25 protein-coding genes and 1 other RNA gene are annotated in these 24490 nt (G+C 62.6%); 7 read left to right on the top strand and 19 right to left on the bottom strand.

From position 1 onward, the window contains the following. Positions 1–103 precede the first annotated feature (103 nt). The gene (locus B5527_RS01810; RefSeq protein WP_079599776.1) at positions 104–754 is read left to right on the top strand and encodes a S24 family peptidase; all 651 of its coding nucleotides are present in this window, start codon (positions 104–106) and stop codon (positions 752–754) included. Between the two features lie 116 nt (positions 755–870). On the opposite strand, the gene B5527_RS01805 is transcribed toward B5527_RS01810, so the two are convergent. The 6 genes from B5527_RS01805 to B5527_RS01785 all read right to left on the bottom strand — a co-directional run bounded on the left by B5527_RS01805 (position 871) and on the right by B5527_RS01785 (position 6251). Continuing rightward, positions 871–1653 (bottom strand): class II aldolase/adducin family protein, encoded by a 783-nt coding sequence (locus B5527_RS01805; protein ID WP_079599775.1) that lies wholly within the window; start codon positions 1651–1653, stop codon positions 871–873. A 291-nt stretch (positions 1654–1944) separates the two neighbouring features. Continuing rightward, entirely contained in the window at positions 1945–3582 is a 1638-nt protein-coding gene (locus tag B5527_RS01800; protein WP_079599774.1) for a lysine--tRNA ligase, read from the bottom strand. Between the two features lie 184 nt (positions 3583–3766). Next, positions 3767–4687 carry a transporter substrate-binding domain-containing protein gene (locus B5527_RS01795; protein ID WP_079599773.1) on the bottom strand — a complete coding sequence of 307 codons (921 nt, stop codon included), beginning with the start codon at positions 4685–4687 and terminating at the stop codon, positions 3767–3769. A gap of 87 nt (positions 4688–4774) precedes the next feature. Next, a complete protein-coding gene (locus B5527_RS01790; protein WP_079599772.1) occupies positions 4775–5368 on the bottom strand; it encodes an SCO family protein in 594 nt (197 codons plus the stop codon). Positions 5369–5387: 19 nt separating this feature from the next. Further along, on the bottom strand, positions 5388–5678 hold the full coding sequence (locus B5527_RS43265) for a hypothetical protein (protein WP_154071939.1): 291 nt from the start codon (positions 5676–5678) through the stop codon (positions 5388–5390). 36 nt (positions 5679–5714) lie between these two features. Next, positions 5715–6251, bottom strand: a complete 537-nt coding sequence (locus B5527_RS01785) for a hypothetical protein (RefSeq protein WP_079606980.1) — start codon at positions 6249–6251, stop codon at positions 5715–5717. A 288-nt stretch (positions 6252–6539) separates the two neighbouring features. Here B5527_RS01785 and B5527_RS01780 point away from each other — a divergent pair, with 288 nt between their 5' ends. The 3 genes from B5527_RS01780 to B5527_RS01765 all read left to right on the top strand — a co-directional run bounded on the left by B5527_RS01780 (position 6540) and on the right by B5527_RS01765 (position 9236). Beyond that, on the top strand, positions 6540–8198 hold the full coding sequence (locus B5527_RS01780) for an FAD-binding dehydrogenase (protein WP_079606979.1): 1659 nt from the start codon (positions 6540–6542) through the stop codon (positions 8196–8198). 119 nt (positions 8199–8317) lie between these two features. After that, positions 8318–8668 carry a RidA family protein gene (locus B5527_RS01775; RefSeq protein ID WP_079599771.1) on the top strand — a complete coding sequence of 117 codons (351 nt, stop codon included), beginning with the start codon at positions 8318–8320 and terminating at the stop codon, positions 8666–8668. Positions 8669–8870: 202 nt separating this feature from the next. Next, on the top strand, positions 8871–9236 hold the full coding sequence (locus B5527_RS01765; RefSeq protein ID WP_079599769.1) for a nuclear transport factor 2 family protein: 366 nt from the start codon (positions 8871–8873) through the stop codon (positions 9234–9236). 179 nt (positions 9237–9415) lie between these two features. Here the strand turns inward: B5527_RS01765 and ssrA are convergent. Continuing rightward, positions 9416–9777: a transfer-messenger RNA gene (gene ssrA, locus B5527_RS01760) on the bottom strand. Positions 9778–10199: 422 nt separating this feature from the next. Between ssrA and B5527_RS01755 the strand changes: the two genes are divergently transcribed. The 3 genes from B5527_RS01755 (at position 10200) to B5527_RS01745 (ending at position 14411) form a co-directional block, all read left to right on the top strand. After that, positions 10200–11555 carry a sensor histidine kinase gene (locus B5527_RS01755; RefSeq protein WP_172842450.1) on the top strand — a complete coding sequence of 452 codons (1356 nt, stop codon included), beginning with the start codon at positions 10200–10202 and terminating at the stop codon, positions 11553–11555. A 279-nt stretch (positions 11556–11834) separates the two neighbouring features. Beyond that, positions 11835–12782, top strand: a complete 948-nt coding sequence (gene rpoH / locus B5527_RS01750; RefSeq protein ID WP_079599767.1) for an RNA polymerase sigma factor RpoH — start codon at positions 11835–11837, stop codon at positions 12780–12782. A gap of 165 nt (positions 12783–12947) precedes the next feature. Then, positions 12948–14411, top strand: a complete 1464-nt coding sequence (locus B5527_RS01745; RefSeq protein ID WP_079599766.1) for a sensor histidine kinase — start codon at positions 12948–12950, stop codon at positions 14409–14411. Positions 14412–14496: 85 nt separating this feature from the next. Here the strand turns inward: B5527_RS01745 and B5527_RS01740 are convergent, their stop codons facing one another. From B5527_RS01740 to B5527_RS01685, 12 genes are all read right to left on the bottom strand, one after another. Further along, positions 14497–15498, bottom strand: coding sequence for an NAD(P)-dependent oxidoreductase (locus B5527_RS01740; RefSeq protein WP_079599765.1), 1002 nt, complete (start codon positions 15496–15498; stop codon positions 14497–14499). Between the two features lie 387 nt (positions 15499–15885). Further along, a complete protein-coding gene (dhaK, locus tag B5527_RS01735; protein WP_079599764.1) occupies positions 15886–16875 on the bottom strand; it encodes a dihydroxyacetone kinase subunit DhaK in 990 nt (329 codons plus the stop codon). 31 nt (positions 16876–16906) lie between these two features. Beyond that, on the bottom strand, positions 16907–17290 hold the full coding sequence (locus B5527_RS01730; protein WP_338065084.1) for a hypothetical protein: 384 nt from the start codon (positions 17288–17290) through the stop codon (positions 16907–16909). Between the two features lie 32 nt (positions 17291–17322). Next, positions 17323–18933 (bottom strand): phosphoenolpyruvate--protein phosphotransferase, encoded by a 1611-nt coding sequence (ptsP, locus tag B5527_RS01725; RefSeq protein ID WP_079599762.1) that lies wholly within the window; start codon positions 18931–18933, stop codon positions 17323–17325. Beyond that, on the bottom strand, positions 18923–19204 hold the full coding sequence (locus B5527_RS01720) for an HPr family phosphocarrier protein (RefSeq protein WP_079599761.1): 282 nt from the start codon (positions 19202–19204) through the stop codon (positions 18923–18925). Before B5527_RS01720 ends, ptsP begins: the two co-directional genes overlap by 11 nt. A gap of 15 nt (positions 19205–19219) precedes the next feature. Continuing rightward, positions 19220–19612, bottom strand: coding sequence for a dihydroxyacetone kinase phosphoryl donor subunit DhaM (dhaM, locus tag B5527_RS01715; protein WP_079599760.1), 393 nt, complete (start codon positions 19610–19612; stop codon positions 19220–19222). Continuing rightward, positions 19609–20223, bottom strand: coding sequence for a dihydroxyacetone kinase subunit DhaL (gene dhaL, locus B5527_RS01710; protein ID WP_172842449.1), 615 nt, complete (start codon positions 20221–20223; stop codon positions 19609–19611). The genes dhaM and dhaL overlap by 4 nt, the downstream gene beginning before the upstream one ends. Beyond that, positions 20220–21257 (bottom strand): ABC transporter ATP-binding protein, encoded by a 1038-nt coding sequence (locus B5527_RS01705; protein ID WP_079599759.1) that lies wholly within the window; start codon positions 21255–21257, stop codon positions 20220–20222. Before B5527_RS01705 ends, dhaL begins: the two co-directional genes overlap by 4 nt. Then, positions 21250–22347 (bottom strand): ABC transporter ATP-binding protein, encoded by a 1098-nt coding sequence (locus tag B5527_RS01700; RefSeq protein WP_079599758.1) that lies wholly within the window; start codon positions 22345–22347, stop codon positions 21250–21252. Before B5527_RS01700 ends, B5527_RS01705 begins: the two co-directional genes overlap by 8 nt. A gap of 6 nt (positions 22348–22353) precedes the next feature. Then, positions 22354–22557, bottom strand: coding sequence for a hypothetical protein (locus B5527_RS01695; RefSeq protein ID WP_079599757.1), 204 nt, complete (start codon positions 22555–22557; stop codon positions 22354–22356). Further along, a complete protein-coding gene (locus B5527_RS01690; protein WP_079599756.1) occupies positions 22554–23507 on the bottom strand; it encodes a carbohydrate ABC transporter permease in 954 nt (317 codons plus the stop codon). Before B5527_RS01690 ends, B5527_RS01695 begins: the two co-directional genes overlap by 4 nt. Continuing rightward, positions 23504–24448 carry a carbohydrate ABC transporter permease gene (locus B5527_RS01685; RefSeq protein WP_079599755.1) on the bottom strand — a complete coding sequence of 315 codons (945 nt, stop codon included), beginning with the start codon at positions 24446–24448 and terminating at the stop codon, positions 23504–23506. Before B5527_RS01685 ends, B5527_RS01690 begins: the two co-directional genes overlap by 4 nt. Between the last annotated feature and the right edge of the window lie 42 nt (positions 24449–24490).

The following is a 24490-nucleotide window of genomic DNA, read 5'->3' as shown; positions in this document are numbered from 1 at the left end:
GACGCCACCTGTGCACTTCAAGGGTCGCCTTGGGGCGCTTGCACCGGACCGAAAAAGCCGGTTTATTGAGGTAATCATTCCTAATTTCGGGATGAGGCCCGCCATGGCCAAACATGCGAAAGCGCCGCCGCTGACCCATGAGCAGATCTGGACCGCGCTCGACCGGTTGGCCGAGCGCGCCGGGATATCGCCCTCGGCGCTCGCCAAACGCTCCGGTCTCGATCCAACCACATTCAACAAATCCAAACGCATTACCCCCGAAGGCCGCGAGCGATGGCCTTCCACCGAATCGGTAGCCAAGGCGCTCGCCGCCACCAACAGTTCCCTCGACACCTTCGTGCAGTTGATCGGCGATGCCGCGCGGACCGGCCGGTCGGTGCCGCTGCTCGGCTTCGCACAGGTCGCGGCCAGTGGCTATTTCGACGACGGCGGTTATCCGACCGGCAAGGGCTGGGACGAGGTGGCGTTGCCTTCGGTCAGTGACGAGCACACTTACGCCCTGGAAATTTCAGGCGACCAGATGAAGCCCGCCTACCGCGACGGCGACGTCATCGTGGTGTCGCCGGGCACGCCGATCCGGCGGGGCGACCGCGTGGTGGTAAAAACCAGGGCCGGCGAAGTCATGGTCCGGGAAATGAAACGCCGGACCGCAAAGACGCTGGAATTGCAGCCGCTCAATCCGAACCATGGCGACCGCACCCTGGCGGCCGGCGATGTCGAGTGGATCGCAAGGATTGTGTGGGCGAGTCAGTGACGCTCGACCGTCATTGCCGGGCTTGACCCGGCAATCCATCGCGCAGAGAAAGCTTTACGAAGCTGGATCGATGCGCGGGTCAAGCCCGCGCATGACGAGCCGAGTCTGGCGCCGAACTACGACGCGTAGTCCGGCTCCTTGCGGTCGAGAACGCGCTTCAGCGCATCGAAGTGCCGCTGCGCCGGGGTTGGTCCCTGGTAGAAGTTAGTGCCGCCGATATCCCGCTTGGTCTTCTCGACCACGGCGGCAGGAAGCTGCTTCAGGGGTTGCCCGGTCCACATGGCGTAAATCTGAACCTGCGCGGCGCGCTCGATATAGTAGAGCCGATCATAGGCGTCGGCGACGGTCTCGCCGACCGTGCTGATGCCGTGATTGGCCATGAACAACACCGTCTTGTCGCCAATGACCCCGGCGAGGCGCGCGCCTTCGGCAGGATCGAGCGCTGGCCCAGTGTACTCGTCGTCATAAGCGATCTCCCCGGACATCCCGACCTCGGTCTGGCCGATCTCCTTGATGCGGGGATCTTCGAGACGGGTGAGCGCACTGGCATAGGGCATGTGGGTGTGGAACACTGCCTTGGCTTGCGGCAGCGCCTTGTGGATCGGCGCGTGGATGCAGTAGCAGGAACGCTCCACCACACCCTCGCCACGCTTGACCTCACCGTCGTCGATGCCGACTTCCATGAAGGTAGAGGCCGTTACCTCGGACCAATGGGTCCCGAACGGGATCTGGTAGTAGCGGTCGCTGCGGCCCGGCACCACCAGGGTCAGATGGTTGAAAATGCCCTCGCTGAAACCGTGCATGAAGGCCAGCCGGTGCGCAGCCGCCAGATCGACCCGCGCCTGCCATTGCTCGGCGCTGCTGTCCCCAAGCGTTTGCGGCGAAACCCTGAACTGCATGGTGTCCTCCCTGCTGTTGGCTGCCCCTCATCGGAGGCTTGGCTGGCTTGTAGATTGGCAGTGTAGCGCAATCCGGGGATGGCGTCGGCTGAAATTGCAGCGGACCTCCCATCCCCAATTTGGGACCCTCTTCCCCTCTCCGCTTGTGGGAGAGGGTGGCTCGCATCGTCAGATGCGAGACGGGTGAGGGGTCTGTCTCCGCGGATAGAGACCCCTCATCCGGCGCGCTCAGGAGCGCAAGTGCGCTCCAAAGCGCGCCACCTTCTCCCACAAGGGGAGAAGGAAGAAAGTTCAACCCGACCGCGCCAGCGCGCCGTCGATCATCGCGACCGCATTCGGCAAGCCATACACCGCGACGAATGAGCCGAAGCGCGGGCCTTTTTCCTGGCCGAGCAGCACCTGGTAGAGCATGTTGAACCAGTCGAGCGAGACGCCGGGCCGGCCGTCCTTGCCCTTCTTCACCGCGTCCAGGAACGGCTCGCGGCGGCCGATCTCGTAGACCACGTTCTGGATCTCTTCCGCCGTCGAGGCCGGCGCCAGTTGCGACAGCGCATCACGCAGATCCTGCAGCGCGGCGCGTTCGGTGTCGGTCGGCTCGCGGAATTTTTTGGTCGGCGCCACGAAGTCGCGGTAGTAGTTGATGGCGTAGCCGACCATCGCGTCGAGCTTGGGATGGGTCTGCGGCGTGACCCCGGGGCGATAGCGGCCGATAAAACCCCACAGGGTCGCGGCGTTCTCCGCGTTCGACGACGACACCAGCGTCAGCAGCAGCTGGAAGGTGACGGGCATGTCGGCGGCCGGCGGATGCCCGGCATGGATGTGCCAGACCGGATTGGCCAATTGCTGCTTGGGATCCTGGCGCGGAAAGCCTTCAAGGAATTGCTGGTAATCGTCGACGTTGCGCGGGATCACGTCGAAATGCAGCCGCTTGGCCGACTTCGGCTCGCGATACATGAACAGCGACAGCGATTCCGGCGAGGCATAGCGCAGCCACTCATCGATGGTCAGGCCGTTGCCCTTCGACTTCGAAATCTTCTGGCCCTTGTCGTCGAGGAACAGTTCGTAGTTGAAGCCTTCGGGCGGCAGGCCGCCCAGCGCGGCGCAGATCTTGCCCGACAGCTTGACGGAATCGATCAGGTCCTTGCCGGCCATTTCATAGTCGATGCCGAGCGCGACCCATCGCATCGCCCAGTCGGGCTTCCATTGCAGCTTGCAATGGCCACCGGTGACCGGAAGCGTGACGCGCTCCTGGGTCTGCGGATCGTCATAGGAGATCGTTCCGGCCTTCACGTCATGCGCCACGATCGGCACATACAGCACCACGCCGGTGCGCGGGCAAATGGGCAGGAAAGGCGAATAGCTCGCCGCGCGCTCCTCGCGCAACGACGGCAGCATCACCGCCATCACCTGATCGACGCGCTCGAGCACCCGCAACAGCGTCGCGTCGAATTTGCCGGACGTGTAATAATCGGTCGAACTGGCGAATTCGTAGTCGAACCCGAAGGTGTCGAGGAACGCACGCAGCCGCGCATTGTTGTGCGCGCCGAAACTCGAATGGGTGCCGAACGGATCGGGCACCTTTGTCAATGGCATGCCGAGATGCTCTGAAAGCATCTCCTTGTTCGGCACGTTGTCCGGCACCTTGCGCAGGCCGTCCATGTCGTCGGAGAACGCGATCAACCTCGTCTTGATCTTGTCTTCTGTCAGCACGAGAAAGGCATGACGCACCATGGTGGTGCGCGCGACCTCGCCGAAGGTGCCGATATGCGGCAGGCCCGACGGACCGTAGCCGGTCTCGAACAGCACCTCGTCCTTTGGCTGTTTCTTCAGCCGCGCCACAATCGCCTTCGCCTGCTCGAACGGCCAGGCGTTGGATTGTTCGGCGAGCGCGCGCAGATCGCTCGGACTGGGAAGATCATTCGTGGACATCAAAGGGGCCTCCGGGCCGCGGAAACTAGCGTTTCCGCATCGAAATGCAAAATTGGCTTGAGTACCGTCGTTCCGGGGCGATGCGAAGCATCGAACCCGGAATCTCGAGATTCCCCGATGTGCAATTGCACATCTGAGGTCTGTTGCTAACGCACCATCCCGGAATGACCCAGTCAGGGGCTTCCTAGAACGGGCTGACCGAAAAATAGCGTAGCCACAAATCGGTATAGCGGCCTTTTTCCCAGACCCGGAACAGCGCCCAGTTCAGCGCCTGCCGCAACAGGTCGTTGCCCTTGCGCACGGCGATGCCGATGCCCTCGCCGAAATAACGGCTCTCGACAAATGGCCCGCCCGAGAACGCGCAGCAATCGGCCGAATCGGTGCCGTTGACCCAGAACGCCAGCGAGATCCCATCGCCGAAAATGAAGTCGACCTCGCCGCGGCGCAGCGCCGACCGCAGCGCCTCGTCGTTGGGATAGGAGTGCAGTTCGGCGTCGGTGAACATCGCCTTGAGATAGGCCTCGTGCGCGGAGCCGGCGATGACGCCGACCTTCTTGCCTTCGAGATATTCCGGGCGGATTTCCGCCATCACGGCGTCGCGCCGCGACACGAACCGCGCCGGCGCCCGGTAATAGGGATCGGTGAAATCGACCCGGGCGCGCAGCTCCGGCGTCACCGCGAGCGAGGCGATGATGGCGTCGCCGCGGTTGCTGGCGATGGCATCGAGCAGCGTCTCGAACCGCCGCATCTGGATGGTGCAGGTGACTTTGATCTCTTCGCAAAGCTGCCGCGCGAGGTCGACATTGAAACCGGCCGGATTGCCGTCGGGGCCGGTGAAATTGAACGGCGGATAGTCCGTCTCGGTCAGAAACCGGATCACCGTGAGCCGGGACAGATCGGGCCGGTCCGGGCGCCGCCTCGGATCCCAGAAGCCGGGAACGGCCTGCGGCGCCGCCTGCGGGCCCGGCTTGGCGACGCTTTGCGCGTGCGCGGGGCCGCCGGACAGGGCCGGGGCCAGCAGCACGGATAATGCCGCGAACGCCAAGACCGCGCGGGTTGTTCTTCGCAGGATCTCGTTTGGAATCAAGGCTATCTGGGGTTGCATTGCCGACAATTTTCCAACAAGTCGAGGGCCTTATAGACCATCCGGCCGATAACGCGAATGTTGCGTGCGTTGCGGGGCAGCTGGGGATCAGAGGTAATGCTTCAGGTCTTCGGCGGCCTGCTCGGGCGTCCGCTTGAGGTTGAAGGGGGCGACGAACTTGCCGTTGCGATCCATCAGATAGATCAGCGCGGTGTGATCCATGGTGTAATCGCCATCCTTCAGCGGGACTTTCTTGGCGTAGACCCGGTAATCGGAAATCACCTTGGCGACCGCATCCGGACTGCCGGTCAGGCCCTTGAGATGCGGATCGAAGCTCGACAGGTAATCCTTCATCGCCGCCGCCGTGTCGCGCTCCGGATCGACCGAGATGAAATAGGCGTTGACGCGATCGGCGTCCTTGCCCATCGCCCTTAAGACCTCGGAAATCTCGAACAGCGACGTCGGGCATACATCGGGGCAATGGGTGAAGCCGAAGAAGATCAGCGTCGGGTGGCCCTGCAGATTCTTTTCGGTCACGGTCTGGCCGGTCTGGTCGGTCAGTTGAAACGGCCCGCCGATCGCGGCGGGAGCCGCGACGTTTCGCAGCCCGCCCAGCGCCCACAGCATCAGCACCAGGCCGACCACCAGACTACCGGCGAATGCCCCGACGATGACCAGCGGGCGGGTGGTCCGATCCATCATGAGTTCCTTTTTCTTGGGGTCAGAAACAGGTGGCGATGCCGGAGGCAATCGTCTCGAAGAACACCGCGGTGCCGTAATGGAACCAGAGCACCAACGTGCCGAGCAGGATGGCGGCGCCGAGGCCAGCACCGATTACCACCATCGCCGACCCGCCCCCCCGTGCCGACGACGATAGGCCGGACAATTGCCGTTGCTGGGAGGAAATGGGTTGAGCCATGCGCGAACCCGTCAACTGCGCGTATTCCGGTCGCAAAATGGGAACCCAGTTTTGCGGAATACGCGCCGACGAACAGACATCGGCGACCGGCATTGCTGCCGCTCACCTGTCTGACGGGTTTTGATAGGGCTAGTCGGGCTGCCGGGCAAGCACGCTGGGATCCGGGGCAATCACGTCATGCTGAACCGAATTGCGGCGCGACGATGATGATCGCGGTACGGCGGCCTGGGCGTCAAGATAACAGGGGCGGTACATGCTCATCAATTGCTTACCGCGCAGGAAAATCATGTGTGGGGTCAAGCCGCCGCGCTGCGCGATCCAGTGGCGCACCGCCGACGGATACATCGAATACAGCATCTGCGTTGCTTCGGGGTTGGTGATCGCCCGGCCGTTGGCGCCGAAATCCCAGGCCGCGTGGAAACCCAGATTGGCATGAGACGTCACGCAGATCTTGTCATGGGGAACCGCGCCGAGAACGATGGTGCAGGCCGAGGCACACAGGCCGTCGATGATGACCGTCTCGCCGGAACTGCGCAGGCCCTGATATCTGTCGACGTAGGTGCCGATCCGGCCGCCACGGTCCTCGCCGATCCGAACCACCGCGTGGCTTGCCCCCACGCCCGCCAGAAGGAGAACCGCCGCCAGCAACCCCGTCACGAATTTCATGTCCAGCCTCAGTTCAGCCTGTCGAACCCGAATCTGATGATCTTTGAGTGATGCAAGATAATGGCCAGCGTGTTGCGAGATCGTCATTTTGTCCAGATGCGGCAGGCAGCTCAAATCAAATTCAAATTGAGTGTTGCCTGCGGGCTGCACCTCCTCGTCTAAAGGTCCCAAACTGGAACATATTAATTTAATCTTTCCGCGTGCAATTTGCCTGCAATGTGGATTCCACTTGCCGCAAGAAAGCTCAGCGCGGGCTCCAGTCCCGTGAAACGCCGGGAGGACGGATTGATGGCAGGCGATGCGGACGTAATTGTGGTCGGCGGCGGACTGGCGGGGCTGGTCGCCGCCACCGAAATCGCCGACGCCGGCAAGCGCGTCATCGTGGTCGATCAGGAGGGCGAACAGTCACTCGGCGGCCAGGCGTTCTGGTCGTTCGGCGGTTTGTTTCTGGTCGACAGCCCCGAACAGCGCCGGCTCGGCATCAAGGACAGTTTCGACCTCGCACTGCAGGACTGGATCGGCTCGGCGGGTTTCGATCGTGACGAGGATCTCTGGCCGCGGCGCTGGGCGGAGGCCTACGTGGCGTTCGCAGCCGGCGAAAAACGCGGATGGCTCCGCGCCATGGGCCACCGCATTTTTCCCGTGGTCGGCTGGGCCGAACGCGGCGGCTACGACGCCATGGGCCACGGCAATTCGGTGCCGCGCTTTCATGTCACCTGGGGCACCGGTCCCGGCGTCGTCGAACCGTTCGAGCGGCGTGCGCGCGAAGCGCAAGCGAGCAGCCGGCTGACCTTCAAATTCCGCCACCGCGTCGATGCGCTCTCGATCACCAACGGCACCGTCGATGGCGTCACCGGTTCGATCCTGGAGCCGACAGATGTCGCGCGCGGCCAGAGCAGTTCGCGCAACGTCACCGGCAACTTCAGCCTGCGCGCGCAGGCCGTGATCGTCGCCTCCGGCGGCATCGGCGGCAATCACGATCTGGTCCGGCAGAACTGGCCGAAGCGTCTTGGCGAGGCGCCGGCAAACATGATCTCCGGCGTGCCCGAACATGTCGATGGGCGCATGATCGGCATCACCGAGGCCGCGGGCGCGCGGCTGATCAACCGCGACCGGATGTGGCATTATGTCGAGGGCATCCGGAACTGGTCGCCGATCTGGCCGCGCCACGGCATCCGCATCCTGCCCGGACCGTCGTCGATGTGGTTCGACGCCACGGGCACGCGGCTGCCGTCGCCGCTGTTTCCCGGTTCCGACACGCTCGGCCAGCTGCACTACATCATGTCCACCGGCTACGATTATTCGTGGTTCGTGCTGACCCAAAGCATCATCAAGAAGGAATTCGCGCTGTCGGGCTCGGAGCAGAATCCCGATCTCACCGGCAAGAGCTGGCTGATGACCGCGCGGCGCGCCACCAACAAGGGCGCGCCCGCGCCCGTCGAAGCCTTCAAGAGCAAAGGCGCGGATTTCATCGTGCGCGACAATCTGGCCGATCTCGTCAGCGCCATGAATGCGCTCAGCGGCGACAACCTTTTGAAAGCCGACTATTTGAAAGCCCAGATCGAGGCGCGCGACCGCGAGATCGAAAATCCTTACGTCAAGGATACCCAGGTGATGAACATCCACAACGCCCGCCGCTACATCGGCGACCGCCTGATCCGCACCGCCAAACCACACCGGATTCTGGATCCCGCCCACGGCCCGCTGATCGCGGTCAAACTCAATATCCTGACTCGCAAGACGCTGGGCGGGTTCGAGACCGATCTCGAGTCGCGGGTGTTCGGCAGCGACGGCGCGATCATGCCGGGGCTTTACGCCGCCGGCGAAGCCGCCGGTTTCGGCGGTGGCGGCATGCACGGCTATCGTTCCCTGGAAGGCACTTTTCTCGGCGGCTGCCTGTTTTCGGGCCGCAACGCCGGGCGGGCGGCGGCGAAGGCGGTGGGCTGAGAGGCTGCTGCCGTCATGTTTGGGAACCTGCAAAGCTTTCCTGGTTCGAACCAGCGAACGCTGTGGCGCAGGCCGTCTCCCTGCGCTAAGTAACCGGCCACCCAAATCCGGAGAACAGCATGACCATCCAGCGTTTCGATACCGGCCCGCGCATGAGCCAGGTCGTGGTCCACGGCGATACGATCTATCTCGCCGGCGTCGTCGCCAACAAGGCGGCCGGCGATAGCGTGACCAAGCAGACGCAGGAGGTGCTCTCGATCATCGATGGCCATCTGGCGAAGGCGGGCAGCGACAAGTCGAAGCTACTGACGGCGACGATCTATCTGACCGACATGAAGACCTTCGCCGAGATGAACGCGGTGTGGGACGGCTGGGTATCGGCCGGGAATACGCCGGCGCGCGCCACCGTCGAGGCCAAGCTTGCGGCGCCGCCCTACAATGTCGAGATCATGGTGACCGCAGCGCGGTGAAGACTGCGAACGCTTGCTCTTCGCATTGACGCATTTTTACGCCAAACGAAATCCACCTCGCATCGGATGCTGCGGGGCGGTTTTCGCGCGAACGCGTGATCGGCCAGTCGAAATCGATGACCTCCGAGGTAATCGATTGGCCCGCCCGAACCTTCGATAGTCGCCCGGCCGGTTCAGCCGGCGACATCAGAAGGAGCAAGACATGACCGACTTCAACACGATCGCTCGCGGCTATATCGATCTGTGGAACGAGAGAGCCCCAGGCCGCCGGCGCGAGATGCTGGCTGCGAACTGGGCCAGCGATGCGAAATACATCGATCCCCTGATGAGCGGCGATGGCCATGACGGCGTCGACTCGCTGATAGCAGGCGTGCAGCAGCGCTTTCCGGATTTCCGATTTCGGGTGCTTGGCGAGCCCAATGGATACGGCGACAATGTCCGTTTTTCCTGGGGCCTGGGCCCCGATGGCGTCGACAGCCCGATCAAGGGGACGGATTTCGTCGTCGTCAGGGATGGGCGCATCGCGAGCATCACCGGATTTCTCGACCAGATCCCGTCAGGCGCCTGACCCCAGGGAATGCGGCTCCCCCGGCGCTCCGGGGCAGTCAACGTTGGCTGCGATCGCCCCGGTCAGCGCTCACCCCTTTCGCCGCACACCTATCATTGGCACGTCGGAGAAAGGAACTGAAACGCACGCCGGTCCATTCGAGGCCAAAAATAAAGCCGCGCCAACCCGAGGGTTGACGCGGCGATGGCCGTTCTGTTGCCAGGTGGACCAACCCCGAACAGGTTACGCCGCGAGGCGCACTTCGTTCAATGCAACGTTATCGTTTGCATTTAGGTTTTTGACCCGATAACGGCGGTATCATGCCGGGCACAATTCAGAGCTTCTTCGCGACCATCGATCCTGTTTCGCCCCCGCCTTAGCAGCCCAGGGATTCTGCCTTGCGGCAGAATCGATCTCACCGGGATGAGACCTTTAAGCTCAAGCTGCTAAGGTGGAGGCGCCGGGTACTGCCCCCGGGTCTGCCCGCAGTCCGCTCTAAGTTTCAGCGCCATCGTCTTGCGACATCAGGACCCTACGCGCGATTGGCGGCGAAAGATAGGCCGTCATGCTGTGGATTTTCGCGGGAAACATTGCGCCCCGCGGGGCAAGGGCCCGGCTCCTGAACGGGCTCGTCCCCTCGCCGGCTGAAGCAGCGAACTCCCGGGCCTCGATTATGAAATGCTATTTAGTGGTGACCCCGGGCCCGGTGCCATAAATCTCTGTAGCGGCACCCGGCGAGGCATCGTTGCAACGTTGGCCGCGGCATCCGCCGCCGTGGACACGCACCTGATCCCGAACGGGAATGGCGCGCCTGATCCGGCCCATGGGGAGTGAACGTCGAATGTTCTTCGGAAAGCTCGACTCCAACTGCGTGGCCGCAAACAATCCGGATGATGTCCGCATGGGCCGACGACGGCACAGCGCGGACGGACCCGGTGACACTGCAGATGATTAACAATGTCCGGGGCGCTGGATTTACTGGTCGTGAAACTTCCTGATTTCGTCCGCACCACCACCTTCCGATGGATTTCCATTGCGTTCGTGGTTTGCATTCTGCTGTTCTCGGCCTTCGTCTACTGGGAGGCCGCGACCTATATGCTGGCGCGGATGGACGGCGTCATCGCCGAGGACAGTCTTGTCATCGCGAGCGACCCGCCGGACCGCCGCTTGAATGCGATCGAAGACCGGCTCAGCGAGGATCCGCGCCGCATCAAGCTCGTCGGTCTGTTTAGCGCGAACGGACAACGGATCGCCGGCAACCTGGAGAGCTTGCCGGCGGGTCTCGGCGTCAACGCGACTGTCCAAACCGCTAAGGTCATCAGGGTCGACCAGCGCGGTCACGAAGCGATGACCGTTCGGGCGATCGCTCGCGCCCTGCCGAACGGCGACGTGCTGGTGATCGGCCGTCACGACGGCGAGCTCAGGCAACTGGCCGAGGTGGTGGCGCGCGCGCTGCTGCTGGCCCTTCCGGTCGCCTTCGGTCTGAGCCTGATGATCGGCGCAATCCTCAGTCTGCGCGTGCAGCGGCGCGTCGCGGACCTGCAGGCCCTGGTCAGGCGCATCATGTCGGGCAATTTGAGCACGCGCATCCCGGCCTCCGGGCTCGATCACCCGTTCGACAAGCTTGCCGTTATCGCCAATGGCATGCTGGACGAAATCGAGGTCCTCGTCACCGAGATGGCCGGGGTGGGCAATGAGATAGCGCACGATCTGCGCACGCCGCTGACCCGGGTGCGAATCGGTCTTGAACGTGGCCGCGCCAACGCCACCACCCTTGCGGAACTGCAAGCCGTCACCGACCGGGCGATCGGCGCGCTCGACCAGTCGCTCACCATCATTACGGCGCTGCTGCGGATCACCGAGATCGAGAACAGCCGAGGCAAAGCCAATTTCAATGAAGTCGCGCTGGCCGACCTCGTGCGGGAAGTCGGAGATCTGTACGACCCGATCGCGGAAGACAAGCAGGTCACGTTGCGGATCATCCCCGCGAGTAACGCGACTGCCTATTGCGACCGCGACCTTTTCTTCGAAGCGGTCGCGAACCTAGTCGACAACGCGGTCAAATTTACCCCCGCCGGCGGCAGCGTCGATATTTCCCTGGTCCGCGGCGAAAACGAAAACATCATCCGGGTCTCGGACACAGGGGGTGGAATAGGCGAAGACGAACGCAACGCGGTCATGAGGCGGTTCTACAGATCCGACAAGAGCCGCAACACGCGCGGATCGGGCCTCGGTCTCTGTCTGGTCTCGGCAATCGTCAAGTTGCACGGGTTCCGGTTGACGCTGAACACCGGCGCGGGCTGCGTTGCTGAAATCGCCTGTCCTGTTCCGGCCCATTGACGCCGGCGCCCGCTCGATTCTTTTCTTCCAGCAACGAAGCTCTGGGCCGCAGCTAACGGCTTTGCAGCCAGACCGGCCGACGCCGCGCAACGCGGTGACAGCGGTCGCCTGCCTGAGCTCCCGCACCCCGCTCTCTCAACGCGAATTTAGTCTCCCTAAAGCCTAATTTAATGGCTGCCAGACCGTCTGCCGTTATGTTTGTGGTTATCGCCCGCGGCGCATCGACCATCCTAACCGAGCGGCAAAGGCACCCACGTTTCCACAACCGGAGCGGCTGAGATGAACGTCGATGGGACCCATACCAATCATACCGGACTGACAACCCGCAAACCGTTACCGACCCGTGGCCGGTCCGCGGCCGCTGCGAGGAGCCCCGGTTCAGGCTATCTGGGTGATATCAGGCGTTTCTCGATCCTCGAGAAGGAACTGGAGTACAGGCTCGCCAAGCGCTGGCGGGAGGACGGCGATCGCAAGGCGGCGGACCAGATCGTCACCAGCCATCTCCGTCTCGCTGCCAAGATCGCGATGAACTACCGCGGATACGGCCTGCCGATTTCGGAGATCATATCCGAAGGCAATGTCGGCCTGATGCAGGCGATCAATCGCTTCGAACCCGAGAGAGGCTTCCGCTTCGCCACCTATGCGATCTGGTGGATCAGGGCGTCGATCCAGGACTACATTTTACGATCGTGGTCGCTGGTGAAGATCGGCACCACCGCCAGCCAGAAAAAGCTGTTCTTCAAGCTTCGCTCGGCCAAGGCCAAGATCGCGGCCCTTGAAAATGCCGAATTGCGGCCGGACCAGGTCAGGCTGCTTGCCACCAGCCTCGGCGTCAAGGATCAGGATGTCGTGGACATGAACCGGCGCCTGAGCGGAGACGCATCGCTCAACGCCGCAGTCCACGACGAAGGGAACTCCGGCGAATGGCAGGATTACCTCGTCGATGAAAGCCCCTCGCCGGAAGCCGTCCTCGCCGGGCATGACGAAATGACTCACCGGCAGGAGGCGCTGGTCCGGGCGATTGGCATCCTCAACGATCGCGAACGGCGCATCTTCGAGGCGCGCCATCTCGTCGATGAACCGAAGACACTGGAAGACCTCGCGGTCGAATTCAAAGTGTCTCGGGAGCGCGTTCGACAGATTGAGGTGCGGGCTTTCGAGAAGGTACAGATCGCCGCCAAAAAATCCGTCAATGAACGACGTGTCCGGGCGAGGCTTCACGCATAGGTAGCCGCTATTGCTGTAGCGCGGCCGCGAGACCGGGACTCCGTCTCGCGGAGCCACTATCGGTGGAGTCGAAACCGCCGTTGCAACCGTCCGAGATTCGCTGGGGGTGCCAAAACCAGCTAAGCTGGCGTCGGGGGGAACGCGCTTGATATAGCCAGCTACACCATGAACTTTCCCGAGTTTGTGCGTACAACCACTTTTCGCTGGGCCGCAGTCGCCGCCGGTGCTTTCGCCGTTTTTGTGCTTGTGCTGTTCGGCTTCATCTACTGGACGACCGACCATTATCTGGTAGCGCGCTCCGATCACGTCATCACCTCGCAATTGCACGCGATGTCGGCGTTGCCACTTGATCGCAAAAGGGATGTGATCGAATACCAGTTGAGTGAGGATCCACGTGGCGTCCAATTCGTAGGGCTGTTTGGTCCGGACGGGAGCCGGCTGGCAGGCAATCTCGATGGCCCGCCATCCGGTCTTAAACTCGATGATTCCGTTCAGAGCGTCGCGGTGCAAAGAAGCGGCCCAAAGGGCATTGAGACGCTGGTCGTTCGCGCGATCGGAAAACATCTGCCCGGCGGGCAAGTGCTCGTCATCGGCCGCGAAGTCGATGAAGCCATCGAGCTGTCCAAGGTCGTCAGCGTGGCGCTGGCGCTGGGTCTCGTTCCGGCTCTCGTGCTTTGCCTCGCGGTGGGGGCGCTGCTGAGCGTGCGCGCCGAGCGGCGGATCGCAGAGGTCAACCAGCGGGTTCAACGCATCGTCGCAGGGAATCTGCGCGAACGCCTGCCCCGCCTGGCAACAAATGATCCGTTCTCCAAGCTTGCAGCCATCGTCAACGGCATGCTCGACGAAATCGAGACCCTGCTTCATGCCGTTGCAGGAATTGGCAACGACATCGCTCACGACCTGCGCACACCGCTTGCGCGCGTGCGCCTGATGCTCGAACGCGGGCGTACCAATGCCGGGACGCTGCCGCAGCTTCAACTTGTCGCAGACAAAGCAATCAGCGGTATCGATCAATCGCTGGCAATTACCACGGCCCTGTTGCGGCTTGCCGAAATCGAAAACAGCCGCCGGTCGGCCGGATTCGGCAAGGTTGCGCTGATGGAACTGGTGCGGGAGGTCGGCGAGCTCTACGAGCCGATCGCGGATGACAGGGGCGTCACCTTGCACACCGACCTCGCGCACGCCGCGATCGTGAACGGCGACCGCGACTTGCTGATGGAGGCGATCGTCAACGTCGTCGATAACGCGATCAAGTTCACGCCGCAGGGCGGCCGCGTGGAAATCTCGCTGTTGCGCTGCAACGCTGAAAGTATCGTACGCGTCAAGGATACCGGGTCGGGAATCAGCGAGATCGAACGGGATGCCGTGCTGGGGCGGTTCTATCGATCGGATAAACTAAGAAGCGCACCCGGTTTCGGCATTGGCCTCAATCTCGTCGCCGCGATCGTCAAGCTTCACGGCTTTCGTTTGACCATCCATCCAGGTCCCGGCTGCGTGATCGAGATAGCCAGTCCGGATCAAAACGCCGGTGGCGAACCCGGCCGCGGCGTCGAAACCGCGCCAGCCCGGCGCCTGGCTAAATACGCGCGCTTCCAGGGCCAACCGATCGAGAAATCAAACGTTCCCTGATCGGCAGGGATCATGGCCAGCCTTGCAAGCAGCCTCGGGCCGCGCTCGCGAGCCTCAGGCAGATCCCGTAGTCGGACTGGCCCGTTCAGGGCACGCGCGCTTCGATTCCCGATTCCTCCGCAGCGACCAGGCCAAGAGCGGTCCAGTCCAGTCCCGCATGTCCCCGCGCGATTCCCGTGATCAATCGATCCCGAACCACGCTCACCGACGGCATCGGCACGCCTGCCTTCTCGGCTTCGGCGAGCGCAAGCCGCACATCCTTGAGCGCCAGCGGCATCGCCAGTCCCGGGAGGTAGTTCTCATCGACGATCTTGCTGCCATAGATTCGGTGGACGCGGCCGCCGAACATCGTTGAGGTCAGGATGTTGACGAAGGGCTGCGGATCGAGGTCGCGCTTTCGGAGCACGGCGACGATTTCGCCGAGCACCTCCAGCGCCGTCGCCGTCATCATATTGCCGAGAAGCTTGATCAGGTTGGCCTGCGCCGGATCGTCACCGACGACGAAGGTCTGCCCGAGAGCGTCTGTCAGCATGCGGCAGCGCTCGACAACGATAGGGGTGCCGGCGGCCACGACAAATAGCTGGCGCGCTTTTGCGGCGTCCGGATTTCCGAACACGGGCGCGGCGACGTAGCCCTGGCCGCGCCGCGCATGCTCGTTTGCAAACTCCTCCGCGGCGGCGGTGCTGATCGTACTCATCGACAGATGGATGGCGCCGGGAGCCAGGCGGGCAGCCAGTCCGTCGGCATTATTTTCGTCTCCGAACACGATACCTCGCACCGCGTCGTCGTCCGACAGCATGGTGATCACGATCTCGCAGTCGAACAGCTCTGTCATGTCCATTGTCGGGGCAACACCGAGCCCCTCGACCTTATCCATCAGTTCCCGGCGACGGACATATCCGATCACATGACAGCCCGCAGCCGCGAGATTTGCGGCCATCGCGATGCCCATGTGACCCAACCCCACAAAACCGATCTTGCCGGGCGTCGGCGAGCGGCCGGTCAATGCGTCGCCGTCTCCCAGGTGAGGAACCTCGGAGCCGGCTTCCGTACTGGCGTTGGGTGAGGAGGACTGACGATCGAGCATAGGGTTTCTCCTGTTTGGATGCTGATGAGTGAGGTGCAATCGCTGCGAGCCCGCGTGCTAGCCAACTGGCTGCGGACGACACGCAGGCGTCGAAGCCTGCACCGCGTTGCCGGCTTCGAAACAGATCGAGCACCTCATAACATCAGGCAAGCAGCGGCTCGCGTCGCCTAAAATCGCGTTTAATGTTGAACATTAATTTATCGGTTCGCGACGTCGGCGATCACGGCGCCGACACCATGAGCGACGCGCCGGCCCGTCAATCATCTCGCGCGAGAAAGAGCGCGCAGCGGTGACGCATCACGTCATCAACTCGAATAAGGTTTTCGGTACAGACACCGAGGAAGTCGGCGACTCTAAAACGGGCCGGCGCCGACCTGCCGTTCGAGTCTACATTCCCCAGCGCAAAGCCGATGTGCAAACGGGCGCGTCCCAGAGACGTTTCATCTCCTCGTCAAGGACCGTTACCGTCACTGAGCAACCTGCCATATCGAGCGACGTAACAAAATTGCCTACGAGGGACCGGGCAACAACGCTGCCGGCCAATTCGAACAGCCTGCGTACAGCATCGTACATCAGATAAAGCTCCGAAAGCGGCGTTGCCCCGAAGCCGTTGACCAATAGAATAACTTCACCGCGCGCTCGCGCGCCCAGATCGGCGGTGATGGCGTTGACCATTTCTGCCGCGATCTCGGCAGCCGGCCTGAGTTTGACGCGGCGGCGTCCCGGCTCTCCATGGATGCCAACACCGACCTCCATCTCGTCCTCGGCGAGGTCGAAGGTCGGTTTGCCGGCCGCGGGAACCGTGCAGCTCGTCAATGCGATTCCGATCGAGCGCGTCGCCGCGTTGACGCGATCGCCCAGAGCCCTCAGGACGGCGAGGTTGCGTCCCTCTTCGGCAGCCGCACCTAAAATTTTCTCCACGATCAGCGTGCCGGCAACGCCGCGCCGCCCGGTCGAAAAGGTCGATTTTTCCACCGCCACGTCGTCATCGGTAATCACGGTCGCCACTGATTTTCCCGTCATCTCGCGCGCCATGTCGAAGTTCATGACGTCGCCCTCGTAATTCTTGACAATGAACAACACACCACCGCCGGTGTCGGCGGCCTCGGCGGCGGCGAGAATGAGATCGGGCGTCGGTGACGTAAAAACCTGACCGGGACAGGCGGCATCCAGCATACCGTGCCCGACGAAGCCCGCGTGAAGCGGCTCGTGTCCGGAGCCACCGCCCGACACAAGGGCCACCTTGCCGGGCTTGGAATGCCGGCGTTGCACGAATGGCGCAGAATCCCCCATGCGCACGATGTCGGAATGCGCTGCGCAGAATCCGGCAAGACTTTCGCTCACCACGTCCTCGACGGCGTTGATCAGTTTCTTCATGGCGCTCTCCTCGTGTCTCGTTGCTTCGGCGTCAGTTTTCCTCGATCAGCCTTGCAACTTTCTCCGCGAACTCACTGAGAAGCGAGTCCAGCTTGTGGTTCTTTTGTTCCGAGCCAAGATCAGGCAGCATCAGCAGCAGTCGCCGACTCCGCTCCCGCTCCTTGAGCAGAAGCAGCCGGCGCGGATGCGCGCGGTGATAGGCGTCGAGAAACTTGTCCCGCTCCTGCACCGAGAAATGACAGACCTGAGTGATGGCGTGAACGTGCTGGGCCGGGATCGGCGTCTGATAGGCCGGGTTGGCAATCTGCGTGATGAAACTGCGGTTCTTGCCGAGCGCTTCGGCCAGGCGCTGGCGCATGCCGGAGGGACGCCGATCCAGCACATCGCGAAGGATGGCCTTGTAGGCCGCGATCAAGCCTTGAGCGTTTTCCGGCGTTGCTTGCGTGCTCATGCGGTGACGCCGGAATAACGGGCGATTGCAGCCCTCACCGGCCCGAGCGCGCCGGGCACCACCGAAAAGGTGCGCAGGCCCTGGTCGAGAAGCGCTGCGACCTGTTCGGGATCGCCCGCGAGATCGCCGCACAGGCTGGTTTCGCGCCCCGAGCTATCGGCATATTTCACGACATGCCCGATCAGGTTGAACACCGCACGGGAGGGACGGGCAAGATCGGCGAGTTGCGGTTCGTCCCGACTCGCGGCCGCAACATACTGGATCAGATCGTTGCTGCCGATGGAGAAGAAATCTGCATTGAAATCCTCGATGGCGAGTGCCGCCGCCGGCACCTCGACCATCATACCCAGCGGCGGCATCTGCGCGACTTGCCCCTCGCGCCGCAGCTCCTCACGGGCCTCTTCGAGCAGCGCTCGGCAGCGGTCAAGCTCCTCCGGCACCGTGACCATCGGAATCATCACCTTGAGATTTCCGGCTACCGCAGCACGGGCCAGCGCCCGCAACTGCGCACGGAATACGTCTAGATTCCGCAATGACAACCGCACGCCACGCACGCCGAGGAATGGGTTGATGCCGCCGGCTTGCGTCAACCCCTTGATCGGCTTGTCGCCGCCGGCGTCAAGCGTGCGCATGGTCACCGGCTTGCCGGCGGCCCATTCGAGCATGCGCCTGTAGATCTGATATTGCTCTTCCTCGGTCGGAAGATTTTCACGGCCCTGAAACAGAAACTCGGTTCGCATCAGGCCAATCCCGTCGACCTCTGCAGGATTGAGCCTGCTGAGTTCGGCAAGGCCGGTGACATTGATCATGACCCGAACCCGTTCGCCGCTCGCGGTAAATGCAGGGCCCCGCAACGAAGTACCGGCCTGCCGAACCGCGGACTGTTCGGCACGGCGCTGATAAAAGATCGCCCGCATCTCGGCGTCGGGATCAATAATGAGAGTCCCCGCGTCGCCATCGAGCAGCACGTCGCTGCCATCCCCTAGATGATCGACATCCACCCCCACGATCATTGGTACGCCCCGCGACCTCGCGAGAATGGCGACGTGGCTCGAGGGACTGCCCCGGCGCAATACCACCCCGCCGTCCCGCCAATCGGTGGCCAGGAACGTCGACGGCGGCATGTCGTCTGCCGCAACGATCACCCCTGATGGCACGATCTGTTCGCATTCACCCGCCAGATACCGCAGCACGCGATCGCGAAGGTCGCGCAAGTCGGAAGCCCGCGCGCGGAAATAAGAATCGCTGGCCTCCTCATAGGAGGCGATCTCTGGATCAATCGCGGCGCTCCATGCCCGACTAGCGACCTCGCCCTGCGCGATCAACGTGAATGCTGGCGCCGTTAGATTGTCGTCCTCGAGCAGGGCCATCTGAAAAGCGAGAATGGCTTCCGCGTCAGCATCTCCTGCGTCGCCCGCGAGCAAGCCGAGCGCCTCTTGCGACGCTGCAAGCGCGTCGACAAGGGCCTGGTGTTCCTCGGCCACGGATCGATGCTGGCGGGCATCGTGTTTCGCCGGAGCCAGGCGCAGGAGCGGACCCAACGCAATCCCGGGGGCAGCGGACCGCCCCTGGACGCGACGCACCGCGCGATGCGACTTATCGTCCATCCTGAAAATCTCCGTCGACCAGCGTCACCAGCGCTTCCAGCGCCACCTTCGCATCGGCTCCCTCAGCCCGAAAATAAATCGTCGAATCCTTCGGCGCTTTTGTCGCCATGACCTTGACAATGCTCTTGGCGTCGACCCAAGGGCCATCGGGCGACAAACCAAGATCGATTCGGGATTCAAAGGCTTTCGCAAGCTTGGTCAGCTTGACCGAGGGCCGGGCATGCAAGCCCACCTCATGTCGCATTAGCACTGATGCTTGATGCTTATTCATCGCGTTCGCCCCGCATCAGACCGGCGTCAATTCTTCGGCGGTGCGACGCACAGCCTCAAGCGTTGCGCCGGACGCTGCTTCGGTCGCGGCCATCACGGCCCCTTCGACAACAGGGGCGTTGCAAACGACGACGCGGCCGCGGCGCTCCTCGGGCAACATTTCTATCGCCATCTCGCTGTTGGTTTCCGCGCCGCCAAGGTCGACCAAAATGGCAACGCCGCGCTCCGACCACGCCTGATTAATCGCTTTCATGATCGCTTCGACGCTGGTGCCCAATCCGCCACCCGGGTCTCCGCCGCACCAGCCGAGCGGGACTTCGCGGCCGACCATCTGCTCAACCATGAGCGCGGTGCCGCGGGCGACGTCGGCTGAGTGAGAGACAATGACGATTCCAACATTTTCGCTCATTCTATCCCTTCCATGACGTCTGCGACCGCGTCGACGATCAACGCGGACGATCGTGCGCCGGGATCCATGTGACCGACGCTGCGCTCGCCCAGAAACGACGCGCGCCCGCGGATCGCCCGCATCGGGATGGTTTTTTCCGCCGCTGCCCTTGCTGTCTCCTTCAGGCGTAGCGGCAACCCGTCTCCACCTTCGCGCAGGACTTCGAGCACGGGAAACAGAACGTCGAGCATAGTCTTTTGACCGACATCGGACTTTCCCCGCGCCTTGACCGCGTCGACCGCGGCAGCGAAGGCGTCGGCCGCCTGCTTGCGGCTCACTTCATCGTTCAGCGACTTGCCGAGCGACATGAATAATGTCCCGTAAAGCGGGCCGGACGCGCCGCCGACCTTCATGACTAGGGTCGTGCCCACGCCCCTCAGAGACTCGCCAAGATTCTTGGCGGAGAGTTCATCGACCGCAGCCAGCACGGCTTCGAAGCCACGGCGCATGTTGGTCCCGTGATCGCCGTCGCCGATGGCGCGGTCGAGATCGGTAAGTTCATCGGCGCTCGCGATGACGCGCTGCGCCACAGTCTCAAATAGAAGCTTGCGAGCCTGGCGGTCGATCATCATGCATGCCCCCGCAATCCGTCGGCGCCGACCCGGTTGCCGGCCTGGTCGAAATAAAGCGGTTCGGAAAATTCGAGCGAAACTTCGTCGCCTGCCTTGAGCGGCTGGGCCGGGTCGGCCAGCGTTACCAGCGAATGGTCGGCGAGCTTGAGATGAACGTGGTTCTGATCGCCGAGGTGTTCCACCCAGTGGACGCGGGCGTGGGGGCCGTGACGATCCGCCGAGGAGATCCTGATATGCTCGGTCCGCAAGCCCACGGTTCGCGCGTTCGGTGGCACCGTATCGCCGCCCAAAAGCTCGGCTGGAATGAGGTTGATGATGGGGGTGCCGAGCCGACTCGCCACATAGGCGCTGTTGGGCTGCTCGTAGATCTCCCGCGGGGTGCCAAGCTGGATCATCTCCCCCTCGTTCATCACGCCGATCCGGTCCGCCATCGTCATGGCCTCGATCTGGTCGTGCGTCACATAGATGATCGTCGTTCCCAGCTCGCGCTGGATGCGCTTGAGCTCGAGGCGCAATTCCGCGCGAAGCTTGGCATCCAGCGAGGACAGCGGCTCGTCCATCAAATAAACCGCGGGCTCGCGAACCAGCGCGCGGCCGATGGCAACCCGCTGCATCTCGCCGCCAGAAAGAGCGGTAGCCCGATTATCAAGCTTGCCTTCGATGTGAAGCAGTTCCGCCACCTGCTGGATCCGGCGGCGAATGGCTTGCACGCTCATGCGCCGCGCCGGAGAACGCAATGGAAAGGCCAGATTGTCGTAGACCGTCAGATGGGGATAAAGTGAATATTGCTGAAACACAAACGCCACATCGCGTTCGGCCGGCATTTCGTCCGTGACGTCGCGCCGCTGGATCACCACATTGCCCCGGTCGGGGCGCTCCAGACCGGCGATCAAGCGCAGCGTCGTGGTCTTTCCCGCACCCGTCGGACCAAGCAGCACGACAAATTCGCCGTCCGCGATGGAGAGCGAAAGACCACGGACCGCCTCGACGGCGCCGAAGCTCTTGCTGACATCCACGAGCGCGACCTCAGCCACGGACGCCTCCCGTGTGAAGCGCGGAAGACAGCGCCTGCCCGCTGATGGCGTCGAACAAAGAGAGCCTGTCCGGCCGCAACGCGAGACCCACCTGCTCGCCGACCCGAACCGCCTGGCCTGACGGCAATCGCGCCTTCACCCGGCCGTGGGCCGTGTCCACGGTGACGATTTGCGTGGTGCCGAGATATTCGGCGCCAATCACGCGGCCTCGCAGCGGCGAGCTATCTGCGAACGACACATTCTCGGGCCGCACCCCAAGCGCGAACTTGCCCTCGGCACGATTTTCGAACAACTCCGGCATTTCGACGGCGGCGGCGTCGATCCTGATGCTGCGATCGCCACGCCGCAGCGAGGTCTGGACGCCGAGAAAGCTCATCGGCGGCGCACCGATAAAGTCGGCCACGAACATCGTGTTGGGCCGATCGTAGATCTCCTGAGGCGTGCCGATCTGCTCGACCCGGCCCTGATTCATGATGACGATACGGTCCGCCATCGCCATCGCCTCAAGCTGGTCGTGGGTGATGTAGATGGTGGTCGCGTCGATGCGGTCATGCAGCTCGCGCAGCTCGCCGCACATCAACCTGCGAAACTCCGAGTCGAGTGCGCCGAGCGGCTCGTCCATGAGAAACGCCTTGGGCCGGCGCACGATGGCGCGGCCAAGCGCAACGCGCTGCCGGTCGCCGCCGGAGAGCCCGCCGATCCGGCGCTCCAGCAGATGATCGATCCGGAGCAGTTTCGCCGTTTCCTCAACGCTTCGCCTGATTTCGGCGCGCGCATAATTCTGACATCGCAGGGGAAAGCCGATATTCTGGCGCACATTCATGTGCGGATAGAGTGCGAATAACTGAAACACGAATGAAATGTCCCGCGCCGAAGCCGGCAAGGCGGTGACGTCCTCGCCATCGAGCAGAATGCGGCCGGAGCTCGGCAGTTCCAGTCCCGCGATCATGCGCAATGTCGTCGTCTTGCCGCAGCCAGAGGGTCCGAGAATGACGAGGAACGAGCCGTGATCGACCGTGAAGTTGACGCCTTTGACGGCGGCAAACGTTCCGAATGTCTTGGCGACGCTCTCGACCTTGATCTGTGCCATAGCCGCTCAATCCGGAAAATGACTGACGATCACAAACCCCAGCGTCCCGGCCAGGATCGTGACGAAGGAGTAGCTGTAGAGGATCAGCGAGAGCGGCTGCATCAGCATCACGACTCCAAGGCCGATCAGTGCCATCGCTATCGTTTCGCAGGGGCCGCGGCGGAGCCAACGCGGCCATCCCGGTACGGGGCGCGCGATTTTTTCCGTCATTTGCGCACCGCCCCGAAGGTGATGCCGCGCAAGAGATGGCGGCGCAAGAGAATGGTGAAGCACAGGATCGGGATGAAAAACAGCGTGGTCGCGGCGGCGACCGCGGGCCAGTCCTGTCCACCCTCGCCGATGATGAAGGGAATGAAAGGCGGCATCGTTTGCGCGTCGCCGCTGGTGAGCAGAACCGCGAAGGCATATTCGTTCCAGGCGAAGATCAGACAGAAGATCGCGGTCGCCGCGATGCCGGTTGTCGCCTGCGGAAGCACCACCTTGAAAAATGCCTGCAGGCGCGTGTAGCCGTCGACCATCGCGGCCTCTTCGTATTCGCGCGGAATCTCATCCATGAATCCCTTCAACAGCCATACCGCCAGAGAGACATTCACCGCGGTGTAGAGCAGGATCATCCCGAGCTTGGTGTCGGTGAGCCCGAGGTTCCGGAACATCAGATAGATCGGGATCGCAACCGCGATCGGGGGCATCATCCGTGTCGACAGGATGAAGAACAACAGATCGTCGGCGAGCGGCACGCGGAAGCGCGAGAACGCGTAGGCGGCGATGGTGCCGAAGCACACGGCAAGAAAGGTCGAGCCGAAGCCGATCACCATCGAGTTCACAAAGCGCGGCACCACCTTCGAGGGTCCTCCGATCACCATATTGCGGGAACGCACGAGACGCTCGTACCAGGTCTGCGGCGGGGGCAGGCTGGCCAGAAATTCCGGCGTCTGCCGCGAGCGCGTCGTGAACAGGTTGACGTATCCCTCGACCGAAGGCTCGAACAGAATCTTCGGCGGATAGGCGATCGAATCAGGGGGTGTCTTGAATCCCGTGAGAAATATCCAGAGTAACGGCAGAATGGTCACGATCGCGTAGGTGGCGACAATCAACGACGCGATCCGCTTCGACCATTGCGACGGCTCGGCCACGGAGTGCGCGCTGGAGGGCATGCTCATCGCTGTTTCACCCGGTTGAGGGCTTTTACATAGATATTGGCGACACCAAAGACAGTGACGAAGAGAATGATCGCCAGCGCCGACGAATAGCCGGTGCGCCATTTCTCGAACGCCTCGCGCTTCAAGGTGATCGAGGCAACCTCCGTGGTCGACCCTGGGCCACCCGAGGTGAGCAGATTGACCATGTCGAACATCTTGAAGTTTTCGATGGCGCGAAACAGGATCGCGAGCATCAGAAACGGCATCACCATCGGTAGCGTGATCGACCAGAATTGCCGCCAGGGCGACGCGCGATCGACCTCGGCCGCCTCATAGATGTAATCGGGAATCGAACGCAGCCCCGCGAGACAGATCAGCATGACATAGGGCGTCCACATCCAGGTATCGACCATGATGATAGACCAGGGGGCCAGCCGCACGTCGCCGATCATTTGAAACGAGCTCGGGTCCACGCCGGTCAGGAGTGCGATCGCGCTGTTGAACAAACCGATCTGCGGTTGCAGCAGAAAGGTCCAGAAGTTGCCGACCACCGCCGGTGAAAGCATCATCGGCAGCAGAATGATGGTGGTCCAGAAACTGTGACCACGAAATCGACGGTTGACAAGGAGCGCCAGGCCGAAGCCGAGCACCAGTTCAAGTGCGATCGACCACAGCACGAAATGCGCAGTGGCCTGCATGGCGTGCCACACCTCGGGGTCGGTCAGGACATCGCGGTAATTGTCGAGACCGAGATACCTGATTGGTGCGCTGGGGCGATTGGCGCGATAGTTGGTAAATGAGAGCTGGATGGTCCACAGCAGCGGGAAGATGTTGATCGCCAACAGAAGCAGCACCGTCGGCGCAATGAACAGCCAGGCAATGGCTCTGTCGGACATCCCGCGGAATCGCACCGCCAGTCGGCGTGGCGTCCGGGCAACGGACTGCTCGGCGAGAGCGCTCATTTGAACCCTGTCGTTCACGGTCGGGACACACTCAAGGAGGCG

The organism is Bradyrhizobium erythrophlei, assembly GCF_900129425.1.
Taxonomy (GTDB): domain Bacteria; phylum Pseudomonadota; class Alphaproteobacteria; order Rhizobiales; family Xanthobacteraceae; genus Bradyrhizobium; species Bradyrhizobium erythrophlei_C.
This window is presented reverse-complemented; position numbering and strand designations above follow the sequence as displayed.